This window comes from Flexivirga sp. B27, from assembly GCF_052905685.1.
The window spans coordinates 268,899-285,643 of the sequence record NZ_JBPYUM010000005.1 but is presented as its reverse complement, the minus strand read 5'-3'; the positions used below and the strand labels follow the sequence as shown (position 1 = coordinate 285,643).

Annotated in this window: 15 protein-coding genes; 5 read left to right on the top strand and 10 right to left on the bottom strand. The window is 68.9% G+C overall.

Going from position 1 to position 16,745, the window contains the following annotated elements; all coding sequences use genetic code 11:
• Nucleotides 1-142: 142 nt before the first annotated feature.
• Complete coding sequence (locus ACSZL9_RS18105) at nucleotides 143-940, bottom strand: polyprenol monophosphomannose synthase (RefSeq protein ID WP_446666915.1); 798 nt, start codon at nucleotides 938-940, stop codon at nucleotides 143-145.
• 68 nt (nucleotides 941-1,008) lie between these two features.
• A complete protein-coding gene (locus ACSZL9_RS18100) occupies nucleotides 1,009-1,677 on the bottom strand; it encodes a response regulator transcription factor (RefSeq protein ID WP_446666928.1) in 669 nt (222 codons plus the stop codon).
• Nucleotides 1,678-1,788: 111 nt separating this feature from the next.
• On the opposite strand from ACSZL9_RS18100, the gene ACSZL9_RS18095 reads away from it, so the two are divergent.
• The 3 genes from ACSZL9_RS18095 to ACSZL9_RS18085 all read left to right on the top strand — a co-directional run bounded on the left by ACSZL9_RS18095 (nucleotide 1,789) and on the right by ACSZL9_RS18085 (nucleotide 4,779).
• On the top strand, nucleotides 1,789-3,339 hold the full coding sequence (locus tag ACSZL9_RS18095) for a glycosyltransferase 87 family protein (RefSeq protein WP_446666914.1): 1,551 nt from the start codon (nucleotides 1,789-1,791) through the stop codon (nucleotides 3,337-3,339).
• A gap of 80 nt (nucleotides 3,340-3,419) precedes the next feature.
• A complete protein-coding gene (locus tag ACSZL9_RS18090) occupies nucleotides 3,420-4,157 on the top strand; it encodes a phosphatase PAP2 family protein (protein WP_446666913.1) in 738 nt (245 codons plus the stop codon).
• Nucleotides 4,108-4,779, top strand: coding sequence for a response regulator transcription factor (locus ACSZL9_RS18085; protein WP_446666912.1), 672 nt, complete (start codon nucleotides 4,108-4,110; stop codon nucleotides 4,777-4,779). Before ACSZL9_RS18090 ends, ACSZL9_RS18085 begins: the two co-directional genes overlap by 50 nt.
• On the opposite strand, the gene ACSZL9_RS18080 is transcribed toward ACSZL9_RS18085, so the two are convergent.
• The 3 genes from ACSZL9_RS18080 to ACSZL9_RS18070 form a co-directional block, all read right to left on the bottom strand.
• Nucleotides 4,758-6,158, bottom strand: a complete 1,401-nt coding sequence (locus ACSZL9_RS18080; protein WP_446666911.1) for a sensor histidine kinase — start codon at nucleotides 6,156-6,158, stop codon at nucleotides 4,758-4,760. The genes ACSZL9_RS18085 and ACSZL9_RS18080 overlap by 22 nt on opposite strands.
• Nucleotides 6,159-6,208: 50 nt before the next feature.
• Complete coding sequence (locus ACSZL9_RS18075) at nucleotides 6,209-7,270, bottom strand: hypothetical protein (protein WP_446666910.1); 1,062 nt, start codon at nucleotides 7,268-7,270, stop codon at nucleotides 6,209-6,211.
• A 62-nt stretch (nucleotides 7,271-7,332) separates the two neighbouring features.
• Entirely contained in the window at nucleotides 7,333-8,049 is a 717-nt protein-coding gene (locus ACSZL9_RS18070) for a PepSY domain-containing protein (RefSeq protein ID WP_446666909.1), read from the bottom strand.
• Between the two features lie 73 nt (nucleotides 8,050-8,122).
• Here ACSZL9_RS18070 and ACSZL9_RS18065 point away from each other — a divergent pair, with 73 nt between their 5' ends.
• Nucleotides 8,123-8,317, top strand: a complete 195-nt coding sequence (locus ACSZL9_RS18065; RefSeq protein WP_446666908.1) for a hypothetical protein — start codon at nucleotides 8,123-8,125, stop codon at nucleotides 8,315-8,317.
• A 19-nt stretch (nucleotides 8,318-8,336) separates the two neighbouring features.
• Here ACSZL9_RS18065 and ACSZL9_RS18060 read toward each other — a convergent pair whose 3' ends face one another.
• The 5 genes from ACSZL9_RS18060 to ACSZL9_RS18040 form a co-directional block, all read right to left on the bottom strand.
• Nucleotides 8,337-9,602 (bottom strand): amidohydrolase, encoded by a 1,266-nt coding sequence (locus ACSZL9_RS18060; RefSeq protein WP_446666907.1) that lies wholly within the window; start codon nucleotides 9,600-9,602, stop codon nucleotides 8,337-8,339.
• A complete protein-coding gene (locus ACSZL9_RS18055; RefSeq protein ID WP_446666906.1) occupies nucleotides 9,599-10,366 on the bottom strand; it encodes a trimeric intracellular cation channel family protein in 768 nt (255 codons plus the stop codon). The genes ACSZL9_RS18060 and ACSZL9_RS18055 overlap by 4 nt, the downstream gene beginning before the upstream one ends.
• Before the next feature lie 1,990 nt (nucleotides 10,367-12,356).
• A complete protein-coding gene (locus tag ACSZL9_RS18050) occupies nucleotides 12,357-13,457 on the bottom strand; it encodes an S-(hydroxymethyl)mycothiol dehydrogenase (RefSeq protein ID WP_446666905.1) in 1,101 nt (366 codons plus the stop codon).
• 10 nt (nucleotides 13,458-13,467) lie between these two features.
• Nucleotides 13,468-14,718, bottom strand: coding sequence for a kynureninase (gene kynU / locus ACSZL9_RS18045; protein ID WP_446666904.1), 1,251 nt, complete (start codon nucleotides 14,716-14,718; stop codon nucleotides 13,468-13,470).
• A gap of 1 nt (nucleotide 14,719) precedes the next feature.
• Nucleotides 14,720-15,574 (bottom strand): tryptophan 2,3-dioxygenase, encoded by an 855-nt coding sequence (locus ACSZL9_RS18040; protein ID WP_446666903.1) that lies wholly within the window; start codon nucleotides 15,572-15,574, stop codon nucleotides 14,720-14,722.
• A gap of 266 nt (nucleotides 15,575-15,840) precedes the next feature.
• On the opposite strand from ACSZL9_RS18040, the gene ACSZL9_RS18035 reads away from it, so the two are divergent.
• Nucleotides 15,841-16,707, top strand: a complete 867-nt coding sequence (locus ACSZL9_RS18035) for a GNAT family N-acetyltransferase (protein ID WP_446666902.1) — start codon at nucleotides 15,841-15,843, stop codon at nucleotides 16,705-16,707.
• The last annotated feature ends 38 nt before the right edge of the window (nucleotides 16,708-16,745 follow it).

The window sequence follows — 16,745 nt, the reverse complement described above, 5'->3', positions numbered from 1 at the left end:
CGGTCAACGCGCAGCTGGCCATCCGGCCACCGGTGGAGGACTTCGCCGACTGGGTGTCCTCGCCAACTTCCTCGACCTGTCCCTCGACGACGTTGCCCAGCGCAACGTCGACAAACTCGCCGACCGGCAGCGGCGCGGCGTGCTAGGCGGCTCGGGGGACAACCGCTGACGGCCGGGCCCGCCAGGAGGAGCGGCGCAACCGCCACGGCATCATCAGCGACTCGAGTTGCACCCCGAGCGACATCTTCGATCGGCCCTCCGTCCGGTCGACGAAGTGGATCGGCACCTCGACGCTGGTGAGGCCGGCCGTCACGACGCGGTGCGCGAGCTCGACCTGGAAGCTGTAACCGTTGCTCAGCACGGTGTCCGGCTCGACGATCTGAAGCGCTCGCGCGTCCCATGCCTTGAACCCCGCGGTCGCATCGTGGACGGTCAGCCCGAGCACGCCGCGCACGTAGGCGTTGGCGCCGGAGGAGAGCAGCCGCCGGTGCCACGGCCACGCGGCATCGACGCCACCGCCCTCGACATACCGCGAACCCACTGCAACCGCAGCGTGATTCGCCGTCAGCGCGGCAACCATCGGCTCGATCGCCGACACCGGGTGTGACCCGTCCGCGTCCATCTGGATGACGACGTCCGCGCCCATCTCGAGAGCACGCGTCATACCGGCGGCATACGCCCGGCCCAGACCCTCCTTCACCCGGCGGTGCAGCACGCTGACCCGTCCGTCGGTGAAGCGGGCCAGCTCGTCGGCGAGCGCGCCCGTGCCGTCGGGTGAGTTGTCGTCCACCACGAGCACGCTCAGTCGTGCGGTCGGCAGCGCCAGCAGCTTGCGCACCAGGACGGGGAGCGACTCGCGCTCGTTGTATGTCGGGACGACCACCACCACGCGGCGTCGTGCCAGTGCACTTGAAGCGTTCGTGCCATTGATGCCGTTCATGGGGACCACTGTGCGTCCGGGCATGTGTAGCAACGATGTAGCGCGGGAGCGCTGATGCCGTCGCAGAGCTAGTCGCTGCACACCATGCGGTAGCCGACACCGCGCACGGTGACGATCTGCGCGGTCGAACCCACCTCGCCGAGCTTGCGTCGCGCGCCGGCGACGTGCTGCTCGATCACGTTGCTTGCCGGCAGGCTCGCGAAGTCCCACAGGTGATCCAGCATCTCCTCCCGGCGCAGCACATCACCGGGCCGCCGGGCGAAAAGCTCGACGAGCGCGAACTCACGCGCGGTCAGCTCCGCGCGGCCGAAAGGTGTTGTGACTTCACGGGTTGCGGGATCCACGACCAGGTTGCCGACGGTGAGAGTGGTGGGTCGTTCACTGCTGCCACGCCGCAGCAGCGCACGCATCCGAGCGGTCAGCTCGTCGAACGCGAAAGGCTTCATCAGGTAGTCGTCGGCACCCGCGTCGAGGCCGTCCACCCGGTCGGTGATCTCACCGCGCGCGGTCAGCATCAGCACCGGGCTCCAGATCGACTCGGCGCGCATCCGGCGGCATACCTCCAGACCGTTCATCCCCGGCAGCATCACGTCGAGCACCACGACGTCGAACGCCGTCTCCTGCGCATGCCACAGGCCGTCAATCCCGTTGTGCGCCAACGTGACTGCATAGTTCTGCTGCGTCAGGCCACGCTGCAGCAGGGCGGCCAGTCGCTCTTCGTCCTCAACGATCAACACATGCACAATGCGCTCATTCTCGGCGCCTCAGGCTGAGGGGTCGCTGAGAGCCGACAGTCATGTCCCGCGGGCTACATCATTCCTTCATCGTCGGAGGCACACCGTGGCCTCATGCAACAGCCAGGGCTCCTTCTCGACCGGCCGGCCACCGGTGTCGTCCGGCACCAAGCTGCCCGCGGCGACACCCGGCAACGGCGCCTCTTCCTGCTCGCCGCGGCGCTGGTCTTCCTGGTCGGGCTGACGGCCCGCCTCGGCATCATCCTCCGCAAGGGCGGCATCCACGGGATCATCGGCTACGACACCGGTGTCTACTTCTCCGGGGCGGACGCGCTGCTGCACGGTCGGCTGCCCTACCGCGACTTCACGATGGTGCATCCGCCGGGAATCACGTTGGCAGTGACGCCTTTTGCCGCTCTCACGCACGTGATGAGTGACTGGCACGCGTTCATCGTCGCCAACATCGCCTTCTGCATCATCGGCGCCGCGAACGCGGTGCTGGTCGTGGTCGTATGCCGCCGGCTCGGCATCGCGCGTCGGGGCGCGATCTGCGCCGGGCTGTTCTACGCCGCTTGGTTCGGATCGGTCAGTGCGGAATTCGACGTCAAACTCGAGCCGCTCGGCAACCTCCTGCTGCTGCTCGGTCTCCTCGCGCTGCTGCGCGGCCAGCGCCGTCCCACGCGATGGTCGGCGTTCCTGGCCGGAGCCGTCATCGGCCTCCCGCTGGCGGTGAAGGTCTGGTGGATCGTGCCGATCGTGCTCATCCTCGCCTGGCACGGCTGGTGCCGACACAGCGTTCGCGCCGCCGGTCGGGCGCTGCTCGGCGCTGCGGTGAGCGTCAGCGTCGTGTGTCTGCCGTTCTTCCTGGCCGACCCGTCAGCGATGTGGCACTCGGTGGTGACCGGTCAGCTCGGCCGCCCTCGGACAGCGTCGCTGGTCGATCGACTCGCGGGCATGAGTGCCGTTCCCGAGTTGTCCAAACACCTGAGCGCTCACCAACTCTTCCTGTGCGCAGTGGTTTTCGTCGTGTTCTTCGCCGCAGTCGTGGCATTCGCCTGGCGCGGCGCGCACCGTGCCCGGTTCCTGACGCTGGTCATGCTCGCGCAGTTCGTCGTGCTCATGGCGGCTCCGTCGTGGTTCGAGTACTACTCCGACTACCTCGCAGTCGGCATCGCCGTCACGGTCGGCGCCGCAGCGGTCGCCGTCCGCCGGGAATTCCTCGCGAGCACACCGGCGGCCGCAGTGACCGCGGCCGCTGTCGTGATCACGTCTGCAATCACCATTACCGGCGCCCACGCCATCCGGCCGTATGCCGGAGCCACCGACCTGACCCGGGCCGTGCGCAACGAGCAGTGCGTGATGTCCAACAACCCCACGGTGCTGCTCCGCCTCGACGCGCTGAGTCGCGGACTGGCGAACGGCTGCCCGAACTGGATCGACGTCTCCGGGCGGCTGATGGGACCGGACAAGGCCGCGGTGTTGCATGCAACGAACCGCACCTGGCACGGAGTCCTGCTGCAGTATCTGCGCTCCGGTGACGCCATCGCGTTGTGGAAACCGCACGGCAACAAGACGATCCAGATCATCAGCAAGAAGCTCGCGGGCGACGGCATCATCGCCCGGTCCGGCAATCACGTGATCTATGTCGGCGGGTCGCAGCCGTGACCGGGCACCGCTCTCAGGGTCGTCTCAGCGGGCGCATGGCACCGTCACGATCCGAACACCCGTCGTCACGAAGAGGATCGATGCTGCACCCCGCCCGCCCGACCACCTTCCGCCCTGTGTTGCGTCCGAAGCCCCTCGTGCTGGGCATCGCGCTCTACGTCCTCGGGACCGCCGTCGGCGTGTGGGCGGTCGGGGTCGGTGCGCGCCATACCGGCGAATTGGCCCTGGATCGCACGATCGCCGCCGACCGCGGGACCTTCGTCGTCGACGTCAGTCGAGTGATCAACGTCGTCTTCGGCCCGGTCGTCGGACCGCTCTGGGCGGTGCTGTTGTGCGTCGTCGTATGGCGCACCCTCGGCCGGGTCGTCGCGCTGCGCGCCGGTCTGACGGCGCTGGTCGCCTGGCTGTCCGTGGAGGTCTGGAAGCTGATCTTCCGGCGGGACCGTCCACCGACCGATGCGGTGCACGCGCTGGTCGTCGAGACCAAGCCGGACAGTTTCCCCAGTGGTCACACGGCATTCGCCACGGCGCTCGTCGTGGCGTTCGCGGTGGCTCTCGGCGCCGGACACCGCACGCTGCGCCGGGTGGTGTTGCTCGGCGGCATACCGCTGATCGTGGTGGTGGCGGCCAGCCGCCTGGTGCTGGGCGCGCACTACCTCGCCGATGTCTGCGCCGCGCCGATCCTGGTCTGCGGGACCATCGCCGGGATGATCGGTCTCGGCCTCGTCGGGCCGGACGAGGGTCCCGGCGGGGGTGATACTGCTGACCATGAGAGTGCTGCTGGTCGAGGACGAAGCGCCGCTCGCGCGGCTCGTTGAGCGCGGTCTGCGCGCGGAAGGTTTCGTCGTCGCGGTCGAGCACAACGGCACCGACGGGCTCTGGCGCGCGACCGAGGAGCCCTTCGACATCATCGTGCTCGACATCATGCTTCCCGGCACCCACGGGTATGACGTCCTGCGCCGTCTGCGCGAGCGCGAGGTGTGGACGCCGATCCTGATGCTGACCGCCAAGGACGGAGAGTTCGACCAGGTGGACGCGCTCGATCTGGGTGCCGACGACTATCTGACCAAACCGTTCAGCTTCCCGGTGCTCGTGGCGCGGCTACGTGCGCTGGTGCGCCGCACACCCGTGTCGCGGCCGGCCGTCCTCGACCTCGGCGGTCTGCGACTGGACCCGGGATCCGCACGGGTGTTCCGCGGAGATGCCGAGATTACCCTGACCGCAAGGGAATTCAGCTTGCTGCAGTTTCTGATGCGGCGTGCCGGCACTGCCGTGAGCAAGCAGGAGATCCTGCAGCACGTGTGGGACCCGGCGTTCGAGGGTGACGACAACGTCGTCGAGGTCTATGTCGGTTATCTCCGCCGGAAGGTCGACCGGCCGTTCGGCACCGACACGATCAGCACGGTCCGCGGTGTCGGCTACCGCTTCGAGGAGACCTGAGCTCCCGGCAGCGTCACGACGAATCGCGCACCGCCCTGCGGGGCCTGCTCGGCCCGGACCTCACCGCCGACGCTGCGCGCCAGGCCGCGCACGATCGCGAGGCCGAGCCCGAAGCCGCCTTCGTCCCGGCTGCGTCCTTCGTCGAGCCGGACGAACCGGTCGAAGACCCGCTCGCGGTCCGAGGGCGTGATGCCCGCACCGTCGTCGTCGACGGTGATGATCGCGGCACCGGTCGGGTCTGTGTGCGTCGTGACGACGACTTCCGAGCGGGCATGCCGTATGCCGTTGTCCACGAGGTTCCGCAGGATGCGCTCGGCGGCCGGCTCGGGCACCCGCGCGTGGCTCGAACCGCCGGCGCGGCGCGCGATGACCGGCGTTTCGCCGCGCCACCGCCCGACCTCCGCCTGCGCTAGGTCGGCGAGGTCGACCTCGACCGCTGTGGACGAGCCTCGATCCTCCTCGATGCGCGCGAGCAGCAGCAGATCACCGATGAGGGCGTTCATCCGGTCCAGCTCGATCTGCACGGTCGGCGCGATCTCCGGCCACTCGCCGGCCGGGTCCACCGAGGTGAGGTCGGTAGCGGCTTGCAGGGTGGCCAGTGGTGAGCGCAGCTCGTGGCTGGCGTCGGCGACGAAGCGTCGCTGGCGGTCCTGTGACGCCTCCAGGCGGTCCAGCATCCTGTTCAGAGTCCTTGCCAGTGCGGCGATCTCGTCGTCCTGGTCCGGCACGTCGACTCGCGCGTCGAGGCGGCGGCCCTCGATCGCGTCGACTTCGGAGCGCATCCGGTCGACCGGGCCGAGCGTCCGCCCGGCGACCAGCCAGGCGAGCGCCGCAGCGAGCAGCGCCAGCAGCGGTGTGCCGAGCAGCAGCAGTTTGACGACGGTGCTGACCGACTCGTGCTGCGGCTGTTGCGAGGAGGACACCTGGACGATGTATCGCCCCGACGGTGTCTTGACTGACCGGCTCACCACGAGCGGGTCGTCCACGTCGCCCGGCCACCACCAATACCGTGCGTTCGCAACGTGTTTGTGGCTCGTCGTCGGCCGGGCGCCGTCCAGCGGTCGGGTGACATCCCGCGGTTGGGCCGCGATCACCCGCCCGTCGGTGTCGAGCACGACTGCCTTCATCGGCCGGTCGGTGTCCGCCAGCCGGATCTCGTGCGGTCCTTCCTCGCGGACGGTGAGCGCGACGATGTCGGCCTGCTGCTTCACGCGGGAGACCAGGCTGCCGGTGAGTGATCGCTGCTGCAGGGTGGCCAGCACGAGGATGCCGACCAGCAGCGGCAGGATCACCGCGAGCGCGGTGAACGCGGCGATGCGGGGCCGCAGGCCGTTCGCGCGCGTGCGCAGCAGCGAGATCACCCCGCCATACTGCGCCATGTCACTGGTATGACGCGTGACCTCTCAGCGTCCGCTCAGCTTCGCGAGGACTACGTGCTCTTCGAGTGCGGCGAGCACAGGTCCCACGGCGAGTCGCCGGAGCGGAGCATCTCGGGCACGATCCGCGAACGCCCAGTGATGGTGTAGCGGAGCGCGGTGCCCTTCCTCGTGACCGCGAAGTGCGCAAGCGACTGGTAGGGCTCGTTCATCCGCAGCGAGTTCTTCTCGAGGAGCGCCTTCCGACGGGGCAGATCGTCCTTTGCTGCTTCTTCGGACGAATACTCCACTGCCGCAATGCTTTTGGAGTCACTGACGACTGCAGCCACGCTGGTGGAGACCTTGCCGAGTCCGTTGAGTCGCTGCTTCATCATCGGCGTGGTCTTTGGTGGTGTCCGACAGGCATCCGTGCCGGTGTTGACCGTCACCTCGCTGGCAGTGCTGATGGGTGCGACGGCCCTGCGCACCTCAGGCCGGGCTCCGAGCGAGGAGTCTTCGTCCGGTAGATCGGGCACGTCGTGGCCGTACCACGTGGAGACCATCAGGTGCTTGTCAGGATAGAAGCGCACCGTCTGGCCGATGGCATTCGTGACGCCCTCGGTCACCTCGTCCTGCGTGTGCCCGAGGGTCGGGGCGACGAGGTGGCTCCCCTTTGCGCGATAGCCGTGAGCGACAAGGGATTTCCGCACCATGCCCACATCGGTCGAGTCGCGAAAACGTACGTAGTGGATGACCGTCTTGTCGCCGCTCCTGTTCGCCGTCGCAGACCAGGCGATGTCGGTCGCGGACCAGCCCCAGCCGCCCATGGCACGCGCATACTGCCAGAGGGGGCTCTCCGCGAACGACGCGTTCTGCGACTTCCGCCAGAACGCGTCGTCCTTGACGAGCTCGGTAGGACTCTCGTCGGCGAACCCGTGATCCTCCAGCCACGCCGTGGTGTCGCCGAACTGCATGCTCATCAGGTTGTCCGGCACGTAGCTGAGCGCCGTCGCGAGCGCGTGGTCCTTCGTGGTCGGCGGTTTCTCATCAGCGCCACCGCTCGCTCCGCACCCGGAGAGCAGTGTCGCACCGGCGGCAACTGCGATGACGGTGCGGACACCTGTAGATCTCCCCATGCCGCCGGAGAGTAGCAAGCGTCGGTGCCCGCCTGCGGCCCGAAGCGTGGCCGCCGCTCCGCTCAGTCGCGCACCGCCTTGCCGGTGTCCACCGGGACGACCACGTCCTGCGTGTCGGAACCGCCCGTGCGGATCTCGATCTCGTAGCGCTGCACGCCGTCGTCGTGGTGCAGCGTCCACTCCGCGACCGTCCCGGGCACGAGTGCGGTCGCCTTCTTGATGGCCGCCTCCGGTGTCAGCTTCTTCGGGTCGACGGCCCGCGGCTCGGACGACTCATCGTCGTGCTCGCCGCCGATGACCTTGCCGGTCCCGGCGTCGATCTTCAGCTCCCGCTGCTTGGTCCCCTTCTGGGCATCGACCTCCCAGACCCAGCGGCCGGCTCGCGTGTCGAAGTCCAGCCCGAGTTTGGTGATCGTGCCGCCCGCGAGCTCCGTCCGCGCAACCGCGATGGCGCGGTCGAGGGTCACGGGGAAGGCGGCCTTCGCCAGGTCGACGCCCGCGTTGCCGACAGCACCGGTGTCCGCCGCGCTCGAGCCGGAGGGGCCGGCCGGGATGGTCGAGCCGTGCGAAACCTGCGGGAGCGGCGAATCGTCCACGCCGGTGCGGGGCGAGGTTGAGCCCGAGGTCGGGCTCGAGGACGCGCTCGATGCCGGGTCGGTGGAGCCGGCCGGCGAGCTGCCGCCGGACGAGCTGGAGCCACAACCGGTCAACCCGATGGCTCCCGCAGCGACGACGGTGACCACGGCGCCGAGACGCTTCTGCTTCGTTGAGACAGCCATGACCCCAGCTGACTGCCCGTAGCCTGGGAAGTCAACTAGCGACGCCGCCGTCAACGAGGCTGGAGGGCCGGGCATGGGGAAGCCGCCGACCGGATTCCGATACGAGACCAACGGGAACGACGTGGTGATCTTCCACCACGGTCGTCGCGCGACCACGTTGCGTGGCGACAAGGCCGCGAAGTTCCTCTCGACCGTCGACACCGGTGACGAGCAGTTGCTGATGGCCCGGATGACCGGCAACTACAAGCACGGCAACGAACGTCGATAGCCAGCAGTAGCAGGCGAGTTCAGCTGTCGGTGCCCAGCTGTGCGATCGCTGCGACCACCAATGCCTCGACGCCGCGGTCGAGCGTCGGCTGGATGACCGGCGCGAAGTACGGCGAGTGGTTGACCGGGATGTCCGCACTGACCCGGCCGGCCTTCTCCGCCGCGGCATACGCCTTCGGGTCGATGCCGCCGAGGCCCCAGTAGGAGTAGGGGATCTTGAGCGCGGTGGGTATGTCGCTGAAATCCTCGCTCGCGCTCTGCAGCGGCAGCTCCTGGGCATCGTCGCCGAAGAAGTCCGCGAACGCGGCCGACACCTTGTCGGTGGTGTCGGTGTCGTTGATCGTGGGCGGAAACCGGTCGTAGAGCTCGAATTCCGGCTCCTTCGGGGAGTCCGAGGCCATGCATTCCGCGGTGACGATCCGCTTGATCGCGTCGAGCACGTGCTGGCGCGTCGCGTCGTCATACGTGCGGACATTCAGCTCGATGACGGCGTTGTCGCCGATCACGTTGCTCTTGGACCCGGCCCGGATGCTGCCGACGGTGAGCACCGCCGACTCGGTGGGCGCGATCTCCCGGGACACGATGGTCTGCAGGCGTATGACGATCATCGATGCCAGCACGACCGGGTCGACCGCGGCCTGCGGCATCGAGCCGTGCGCGCCGCGGCCGTGCACCGTGACCCGCATGCTGTCCGCAGCGGAGAAGACCGATCCCGGGCGGGTGCCGACGATGCCGGCGGGCAGTGCCAACACGTGCTGCGCGTGGGCCACATCGACCGCGCCGACCACGGAGCGCAGGTCGTCATCGAGCATCCCGCGGGCGCCGTCACCGACCTCCTCGGCGGGTTGGAAGAGCGCGACCAGGGTGCCGGACCACTGGTCCTTCGCATCCGCGAGCAGCGTTGCGGCCGTTGCCAAACAGGCCACGTGCACGTCGTGCCCACACGCGTGCATCACCGGTGTCGCTTCGCCCGACTCGTCCGTCGCGGTGACGGTGCTGGCGTAGTCGAGACCGGTCGCCTCCTTGACCGGCAGCGCGTCCATGTCTGCACGCAGCAGCAGGCGCGGTCCGTCGCCGTTGTGCAGGATGCCGACGACGCCGGGCCCGCCGATGCCCGTTGTGACGTCATACCCGGCGGAGCGCAGACGGTCGGCGACCTTGGCGGCCGTCTCGGTCTCCTGGTGCGAGAGCTCCGGATGCTCGTGCAGGTCTCGGTAGAACGCCTCCAGGTCGTCGCGGGCGTCGTCGAGCCCGGTGAGGACACGATGTGCGGCGGTGGTGCTCATTCGTTCTCCTCGCGGTTCTTCGGTGGTCGTCTCACCACACGCCGTGCGGCGTTGCGGCGCTTGGACTTCAGAGCGTGCGCGATCTTCTCGCGGCGCGCGCGATCGAGCCGGGCCTTGGCGGCGACCCGCCGCGGAGCCGACCATGCGTCGGCTTCGGGCAGGATCCAGCCCCGCCACCGCGCGATCAGGCACAGGCCGGCACCGGTGACGGTCGACGCCACCAATCCGACTGTCGGATAACGGTTCTCGGTGCAAACCACCAGAACGCCGCTGGCGGCGATCGCGCAGGTCGCATAGAGCGTGCTGCCACCGAGCACCGTCGGCACGCGGCGCGTCACGATGTCCCGTATGGCGCCACCCCCGACCGCCGTGATCGTGCCGAGCAGGATGGCGGGCAGCCATCCGATGCCGACGGCGAGGCTCTTCTGCGCGCCCGCTGCCGCCCACGTCCCGAGTGCGATGGCGTCGATCACCGGCCACACCCGGTCCCACACCGGGCCGCTGACGTTGACGACGTAGGTGATGACAGCGCCGGCCAGCGCGGTCAGCAGATAGGCGTAGTCGGTGAGCGCGACCGGGGGACCGGCCTGCAGCAACACGTCGCGGACGATCCCTCCGCCCAGACCGGACAGCACCGCGAAGGTCAGGAAGCCGATCGGGTCGAGGCGTTCCTGTCGGGCGACGAGGCCGCCGAGGATCGCGTTGGCGAAGACACCGGTCAGGTCGAGGAGCCGGAACAGCTCCGACAGGTCTCCGCTCTGCATGGTGGCGACCTCCTGTCGGTTGGCTGCGGGCGTGCGGCCACCGCAAACGCTAGCGGCTCGGAGTGGGCTCGGGGATGGGACCGGAATGCGGTGACTGCGGCTCGTCGCCTCGACACGACCCGGCTCGGCGACATCATGGGGCAATGGAGGGGATCCGGACACGCGGTCAGGCTGGGCCGCTGATCGTGCTCGTCGTGCTCGCGTCACTGCAGATCGCCTGGGGTGCGGGGCATCTGCTCGGTCAGTCCTGGTTGCCGCAGGGAGACGAGGCCATCGTCGCGCTGCACACACACGACGTCTTCTCCGCGCACCCGCCGCTGCTGGGCATGCGCTCGACGAGCTCGCTGTCCAACCCCGGCGTCTGGGCGCACCACCCCGGCCCGATCCAGTTCTACCTGCTCGCCGTCCCGTATGCCGCCAGCGGATTCAGCCCCTGGGGCCTCATCGTCGGATCCGCGCTGATCGCAATCGGGTTGGTCGCCGTGGCGGTCGTCGCGGGCTTCCGGGCCGGGGGCTGGCCGGGGGCGTACTGCGCCGCAGGCGTTGCGATGGTGCTGGAATACCTCTTCGGTGCCACACTCGTGCGTCCGCTCAACGCGTGGCCGCCGGTGCTCGGGTTGCTGGCGGTGATGATGCTCGCCTGGCGGCTCCAGCGGGGCGACATCCGAGCACTTCCGCTGTATGTCGTGTGCGCGTCCTTCACAGCGCAGTGCCACCTCGGGTTCCTGCCGGTCGTGCTCGCGCTGTCGGCCTTCCTCGCCGGCATCACGCTCATCCGGGCATGGCTGGAACGCGGTTGGTCACACCCGCGGGTCCGCCGGCAGCCGTGGCTGATCGCTGCCGGCCTGCTGTTGCTGGTGTGGATCCCGCCGATGATCGACGTCCTCGTCACACACCCGAACAACGTCCACGAGACGGCTCGGCTGGTGACGAGTTCGGCTGCCGATCCGATCGGTTGGGCGGGTGGTGCCAAGCACGTGCTGCTGATGCTGGTCCCGGTGTCGATCTTCCCGACGAGCATGTCGCAGGCGGCGATGCTGGCCCACGGTGACTCGGTCTTCGCCGCGCCGGCAGCGAACGCTGGTGCCCACCTGGTCGGGGTGCTCGTGCTGCTGGCGGTGCTGCCGCCGATCTGGCGCGCCCGGCGGACCCTGCTGCGCCGACGCAGCCGCAACGACCCGGTGCTCCCGGAACTCGCAGTCGTCGCGGCGGTGACCTGCGTGGCGCTGGTCTGGGCGACCGCGACCCTGACGCGCGGCCGGATCATCTACAGCGACCTGATGATCGCGGCACCGTTGTGCTTGACGGCGGCGGCTATCTGGCAACTGACCCGAGCCGTCGGCAGGCTGCTACCCGTGCCCCCGTGGCGGCGCCCGCTGGCTGCGACGGTCGTCGCAGCAGTGGCGGTCGCGGCCGGTGTCGTCATACTTCCCGACTCGCAGCTGCTGCGCATGGTCGGTGGTCGCGAATCCGACTGGCGCGCGGCGCGATCCATCGCCATACCAGTGAGCCGGGCGCTCGCTCAGGAGGCGCCCGGCGCACCAGCACGCATCGACTGCCAAGGCCTCGTCTGCGCGGCCAGCACCGCACCGGCGATCAGCACCCAGCTCGCGGCCGACGGCCACCGAGTGTTCTTCGACAAGGCCTGGCCGCGCCAGGAGGACGACGACTTCCGGCGGCTGCGGCACGCGCCGCAAGACGCGGTCACCGTCGTCATCCGTGAGCGACGCGAGGGCGACTCCGAGGCGGGCAGGACAGCAGCAACCGCCTGGAGTCGCACCTGGCACATCGATTACTGGNCGCGGTCACCGTCGTCATCCGTGAGCGACGCGAGGGCGACTCCGAGGCGGGCAGGACAGCAGCAACCGCCTGGAGTCGCACCTGGCACATCGATTACTGGGGACAGGCAGTGATCGTGGACGTGTCGGTCGTGCGCGGCCGCTGATCCGCCGACGGACCGCAGGAGGCGGCCGCCCACGCCAGGGAGCTCCTAGAGGACGACCACGGATCGCAGGACGTTGCCCTCACCCATCTTGGTGAACGCAGACTCCACCTCGTCGAGCGCGATCTCCTCGGTGACGAACGCGTCCAGGTCGAGGCGGCCGTTCTGGTAGAGGTCGATCAGCATCGGGAAGTCGCGGCTGGGCAGGCAGTCGCCATACCAACTGGACTTCAGCGCACCGCCGCGCCCGAAGACGTCCAGCAGCGGCAGCTCGGGGACCTTCATCTCCGGCGTCGGCACGCCGACGAGCACCAGCGTGCCGGCCAGGTCGCGAGCGTAGAAGGCCTGCTTCCAGGTCTCCGGTCGGCCGACGGCGTCGATGACGAGGTCGGCGCCTTCCGCGCCCGGGTAGAGCTTGTCGCAGATCGACTTGATCTCCTCGGTCAGGTCGCCCTGGGAGGAGTCGATGGTGTGGGTGGCGCCGGCCTTCTTGGCCGCGTCGAGCTTGCGGGGGTCGACGTCGACCGCGATGACCGGGGACGCGCCCGCGAGCGCGGCGCCTGCGACAGCCGCGACGCCGACACCGCCACACCCGATGACCGCGACGGACCGGCCACGGGTCGCGCCGCCGGTGTTGATCGCCGCGCCCAATCCGGCCATCACACCGCAGCCGAGCAGTCCGGCAGCGGCCGGACGAGCCTCCGGGTCGACCTTGGTGCACTGACCGGCGGCCACCAGCGTCTTCTCCGCGAAGGCACCGATGCCCAGTGCCGGCGACAGCTCCGTGCCGCTGGAGAGCGTCATCTTCTGGGTGGCGTTGTGGGTGGCGAAGCAGTATTTGGGCTCGCCCCGCTTGCAGGCGCGGCACTCGCCGCAGACCGCACGCCAGTTGAGGATCACGAAGTCGCCGGGCGCGACGTCGCTGACGTCGTCACCGACCGACTCGACGATGCCCGCCGCCTCGTGCCCGAGCAGGAAGGGGTAGTCGTTGCTGATGCCACCCTCGCGGTAGTGCAGGTCGGTGTGGCACACGCCGCAGGCTTGGATCTTGACCAACGCCTCGCCCGGACCGGGGTCGGGCACGTTGATCGTCTCGATGGTGACCGGCGCGCCCTTGGATTTGGCGACAACGCCTTTGACCTGCTGCATGAGTGGCTCCTTATCCCTCGTGCTCGTTGAGGATCTCGTGAAGGTGTGCCAGTGCGGTGGCAACCTCCACGAAGCTGGTGGACAGCGGGGACAGCCCGGCCCGCAGGCCGCGTGGTCGCCGGAAGTCCGGTATGACGCCACGCTGCCACAGCCGTGCGATCGCCGCTTGCATAGCATCATGCTCCAACGTGACGTGACCACCCCGGACCTGGGGCTCGCGTGGTGAGGCGACCGTGACGCCCAGTGGGGCGAGAGCCGCATCGGCGACGTCGGCGACGAACTCGGTCAACCGGATCGACTTCTCCCGGATGGCCTCGACGCCGGCCTCCTCGACGAGGTCGAGCATGTCCTGCATCGGCAGCATGCCGAGGATCGGCGGAGTGCCGCTGATGAAGCGCCGCATGCCCTCCGCGGGCAGGTATGCCGGGCCCATCGTGAACGGCTCCGCGTGGCCCATCCAGCCGGTGATGGGCTGAACAAGACTGTCCTGTAAGTCTTTTGCGACATACGCGAAGGCCGGCGCACCGGGTCCGCCGTTGAGGTATTTGTAGGTGCATCCGACGGCGAGGTCGACGCCCGCAGCGTCCAGGCCGACGGGGACCAGGCCGACCGAGTGGCACAGGTCCCACAACACCAAGGCACCGGCGTCGTGCACCACCGCGGTGATGCCGGCCAGGTCCGCGATGTGGGCCGACTTGTAGGCGACGTGACTCAGCAACACCAATGCCGTGTCGGCAGAGACCTTTTCGCGCACGTCGGTGACGGTGACGCCGGTCGACGGGTCCGGCTCGATCCAGTCGATCGTCATGCCGAGCTCGGCGGCGACACCTTGCACGATGTAGCGGTCGGTGGGGAAGTTCTCCGTGTCGGCGACGATCCGGCTGCGGCCGGGGCGGGCCGCGACGGCGGCGCGAGTCAGCTTGTAGAGCAGCACGGTCGTGGAGTCCGCGACGGTCGTCTGCCCCGGCGCGGCGTCGAGCGCGACACGTCCGATCCGGTCGCCGAGCTGCAACGGCAGCTCCATCCAGGACTCGTCCCAGGCGCGGATGAGTCGCTCACCCCACTCGTCGTCGACGAACTGCGGGAGCCGGTTCCGAGTCGCCGCGAGTGGCCGGCCGAGCGAGTTGCCGTCGAGATAGGCGACGACGCCCTCGGGCAGCACGAACTGCTCGCGGTATGCCGCCAGCGGATCGGCGGCATCCAACGATTTCGCTTCTGCGACAAGGTGACTCGGCAGCCGGGTCAGGATGTCGTCCGCCACGTCAGCCACCGATCTCGGTGCGCACGGTGTAGAGCTCGGGGAAGAACGTCAGGTCGAGAGCACGTTTGAGGAAGTCGACGCCGGAGCTGCCGCCGGTGCCCTTCTTGTAGCCGATGGTGCGTTGCACGGTGCGCAGGTGGCGGAAGCGCCAGAACTGGAACGCGTCCTCCAGGTCGACCAGGTCCTCGCACATCGCGTATGCCGCCCAGTGGGCGTCGGGGTCGTCATACACCCGCTGGAAGACGGGGATGAGGTCCGGCTGCTCGACCCAGGCCTTGCGCAGGTCGCGATCGAGGATCTGGCTCGGGATCGCGTGTCCGTGGTCGGCGAGGAAGTGCAGGAAGGCGTCGTAGACGGTGGGCTCGCCGAGCAGCTTCTCCAGGCCGGCGTGATGCTCCGGGTTGGCCTCGAAGACCGGCAGCATGCCGGCGTTCTTGTTGCCGAGGATGAACTCGACCGAGCGGTACTGGTAGGACTGGAAGCCCGATGCAGAGCCGAGAAAGCCTCGGAACTCTGCGTATTCGCTCGGGGTGAGAGTTGCCAGCACCGACCACTGCTCGGCGAGTGTGCGGAAGATGTGCTTCACCCGGGCGATGCTCTTGTGGGCCCTGCTGACGTCGTCCTGCTGCAGATAGGTGCGCACCGAGGTCAGCTCGTGCAGCACCAGCTTGAACCACAGCTCGGTCGTCTGGTGCTGGATGATGAAGAGCAGCTCGTCGGGGTGGACCGGCTCACTGACCGGGTGCTGCGCGTCCAGCAGCTTGTCCAGGTCGAGATAACTCCCGTAGCTCATCCGCGACCGGAAGTCCGTGCGGACCCCCTCCTCGATCGCGCGTTCGCCGTCTTCGATCCCCACTGTGCGTTCGCCGCCCTTCTCTCGATGTTCCAACAGTCTCGCAGTGTCGTGGAACGCATGTGAGGCGGGTCACTACGCACCGAGGCGCACGCCATCCCCCCTGCGGACGGCGTGCGCCTCGGTTCGTCGCCCCCTCCGGCGGCTTGAACGGGACCAGCTTGCTGGTCCCGCCGCGGCCGGGCAACGATTCGATCCGGGCCGAATTCACCGGCCTGCCGCGGAAACTCGGTGGTCGCCGGAGTGCCCTCCCTGCGAGGATCGGTCGTATGGCGAACAGCGGGGCTTGGCGGGTGCGGGACGTGACGGACCCGAACGCAGCGATCGAGTGCGCTCGGGAGCTGGTTGTCGCGGATCCCGTTGCCTACTCGGTGTTTTCGAGCGTCACCGCTTCGTTGCTCACCGAACCCGGCCGGTATGCCGACCCGCACTGGTATGTGATCGAGGACGCCCAGGGCAGGGTCGAGGTTGTCGCGATGCACACCGCCCCGCATCCGCTGCACCTGCCGAGCTGGGTTCCGGGTGCGTCGACCGCACTCGGCGACCACCTCGCGGCAACGGGCGTTTCGCTGTCCGGTGTCAACGGGCCGAAGGAAGCCGCCCTGGAGTTCGCCGACTCCTACCTCGCTGCGGCGGGGCGGCAGATCCGCGGCCGTGCGGGCATGGGCGTCTACGACCTGCCGGTGCCCGCGACGCTGCCCTGGCCGGTCCGCGGCGACCACCTGAACGCCGACGAGACACATCTGCCGACCGTGGCCGGCTGGGTGGATGCCTTCCTCGCCGAGACCGGCGACCATGTGTCGGACGCCGAAGCGACCGCCCGCCGGCAGATCGAGCGGGGCAATGTCAGCCTCTGGGTGCGCGACGGCCGTCCCGTCGCGATGTGTTGGGCGAGTGCGCCTTTCGGTGGTGTCGTGCGCGTCTCGGGTGTCTTCACCCCGAGGGCGGAGCGCGGACACGGTTACGCCAGTGCCGTCGTCACCGAGGTCAGCCGTCGCCAGCAGGCACAGGGACACACGTGCATGCTCTACACCGAGCTGGCCAACCCCACCTCGAACAAGATCTACCGCGCGATCGGCTACCGCCACCTCGGCGACGACCTGCGGCTGACCTTCACCGCCACGTCGGTCGAGTAGGCCGAGGCGCTAGCCGAGGCCGTATCGAGACCACGTCC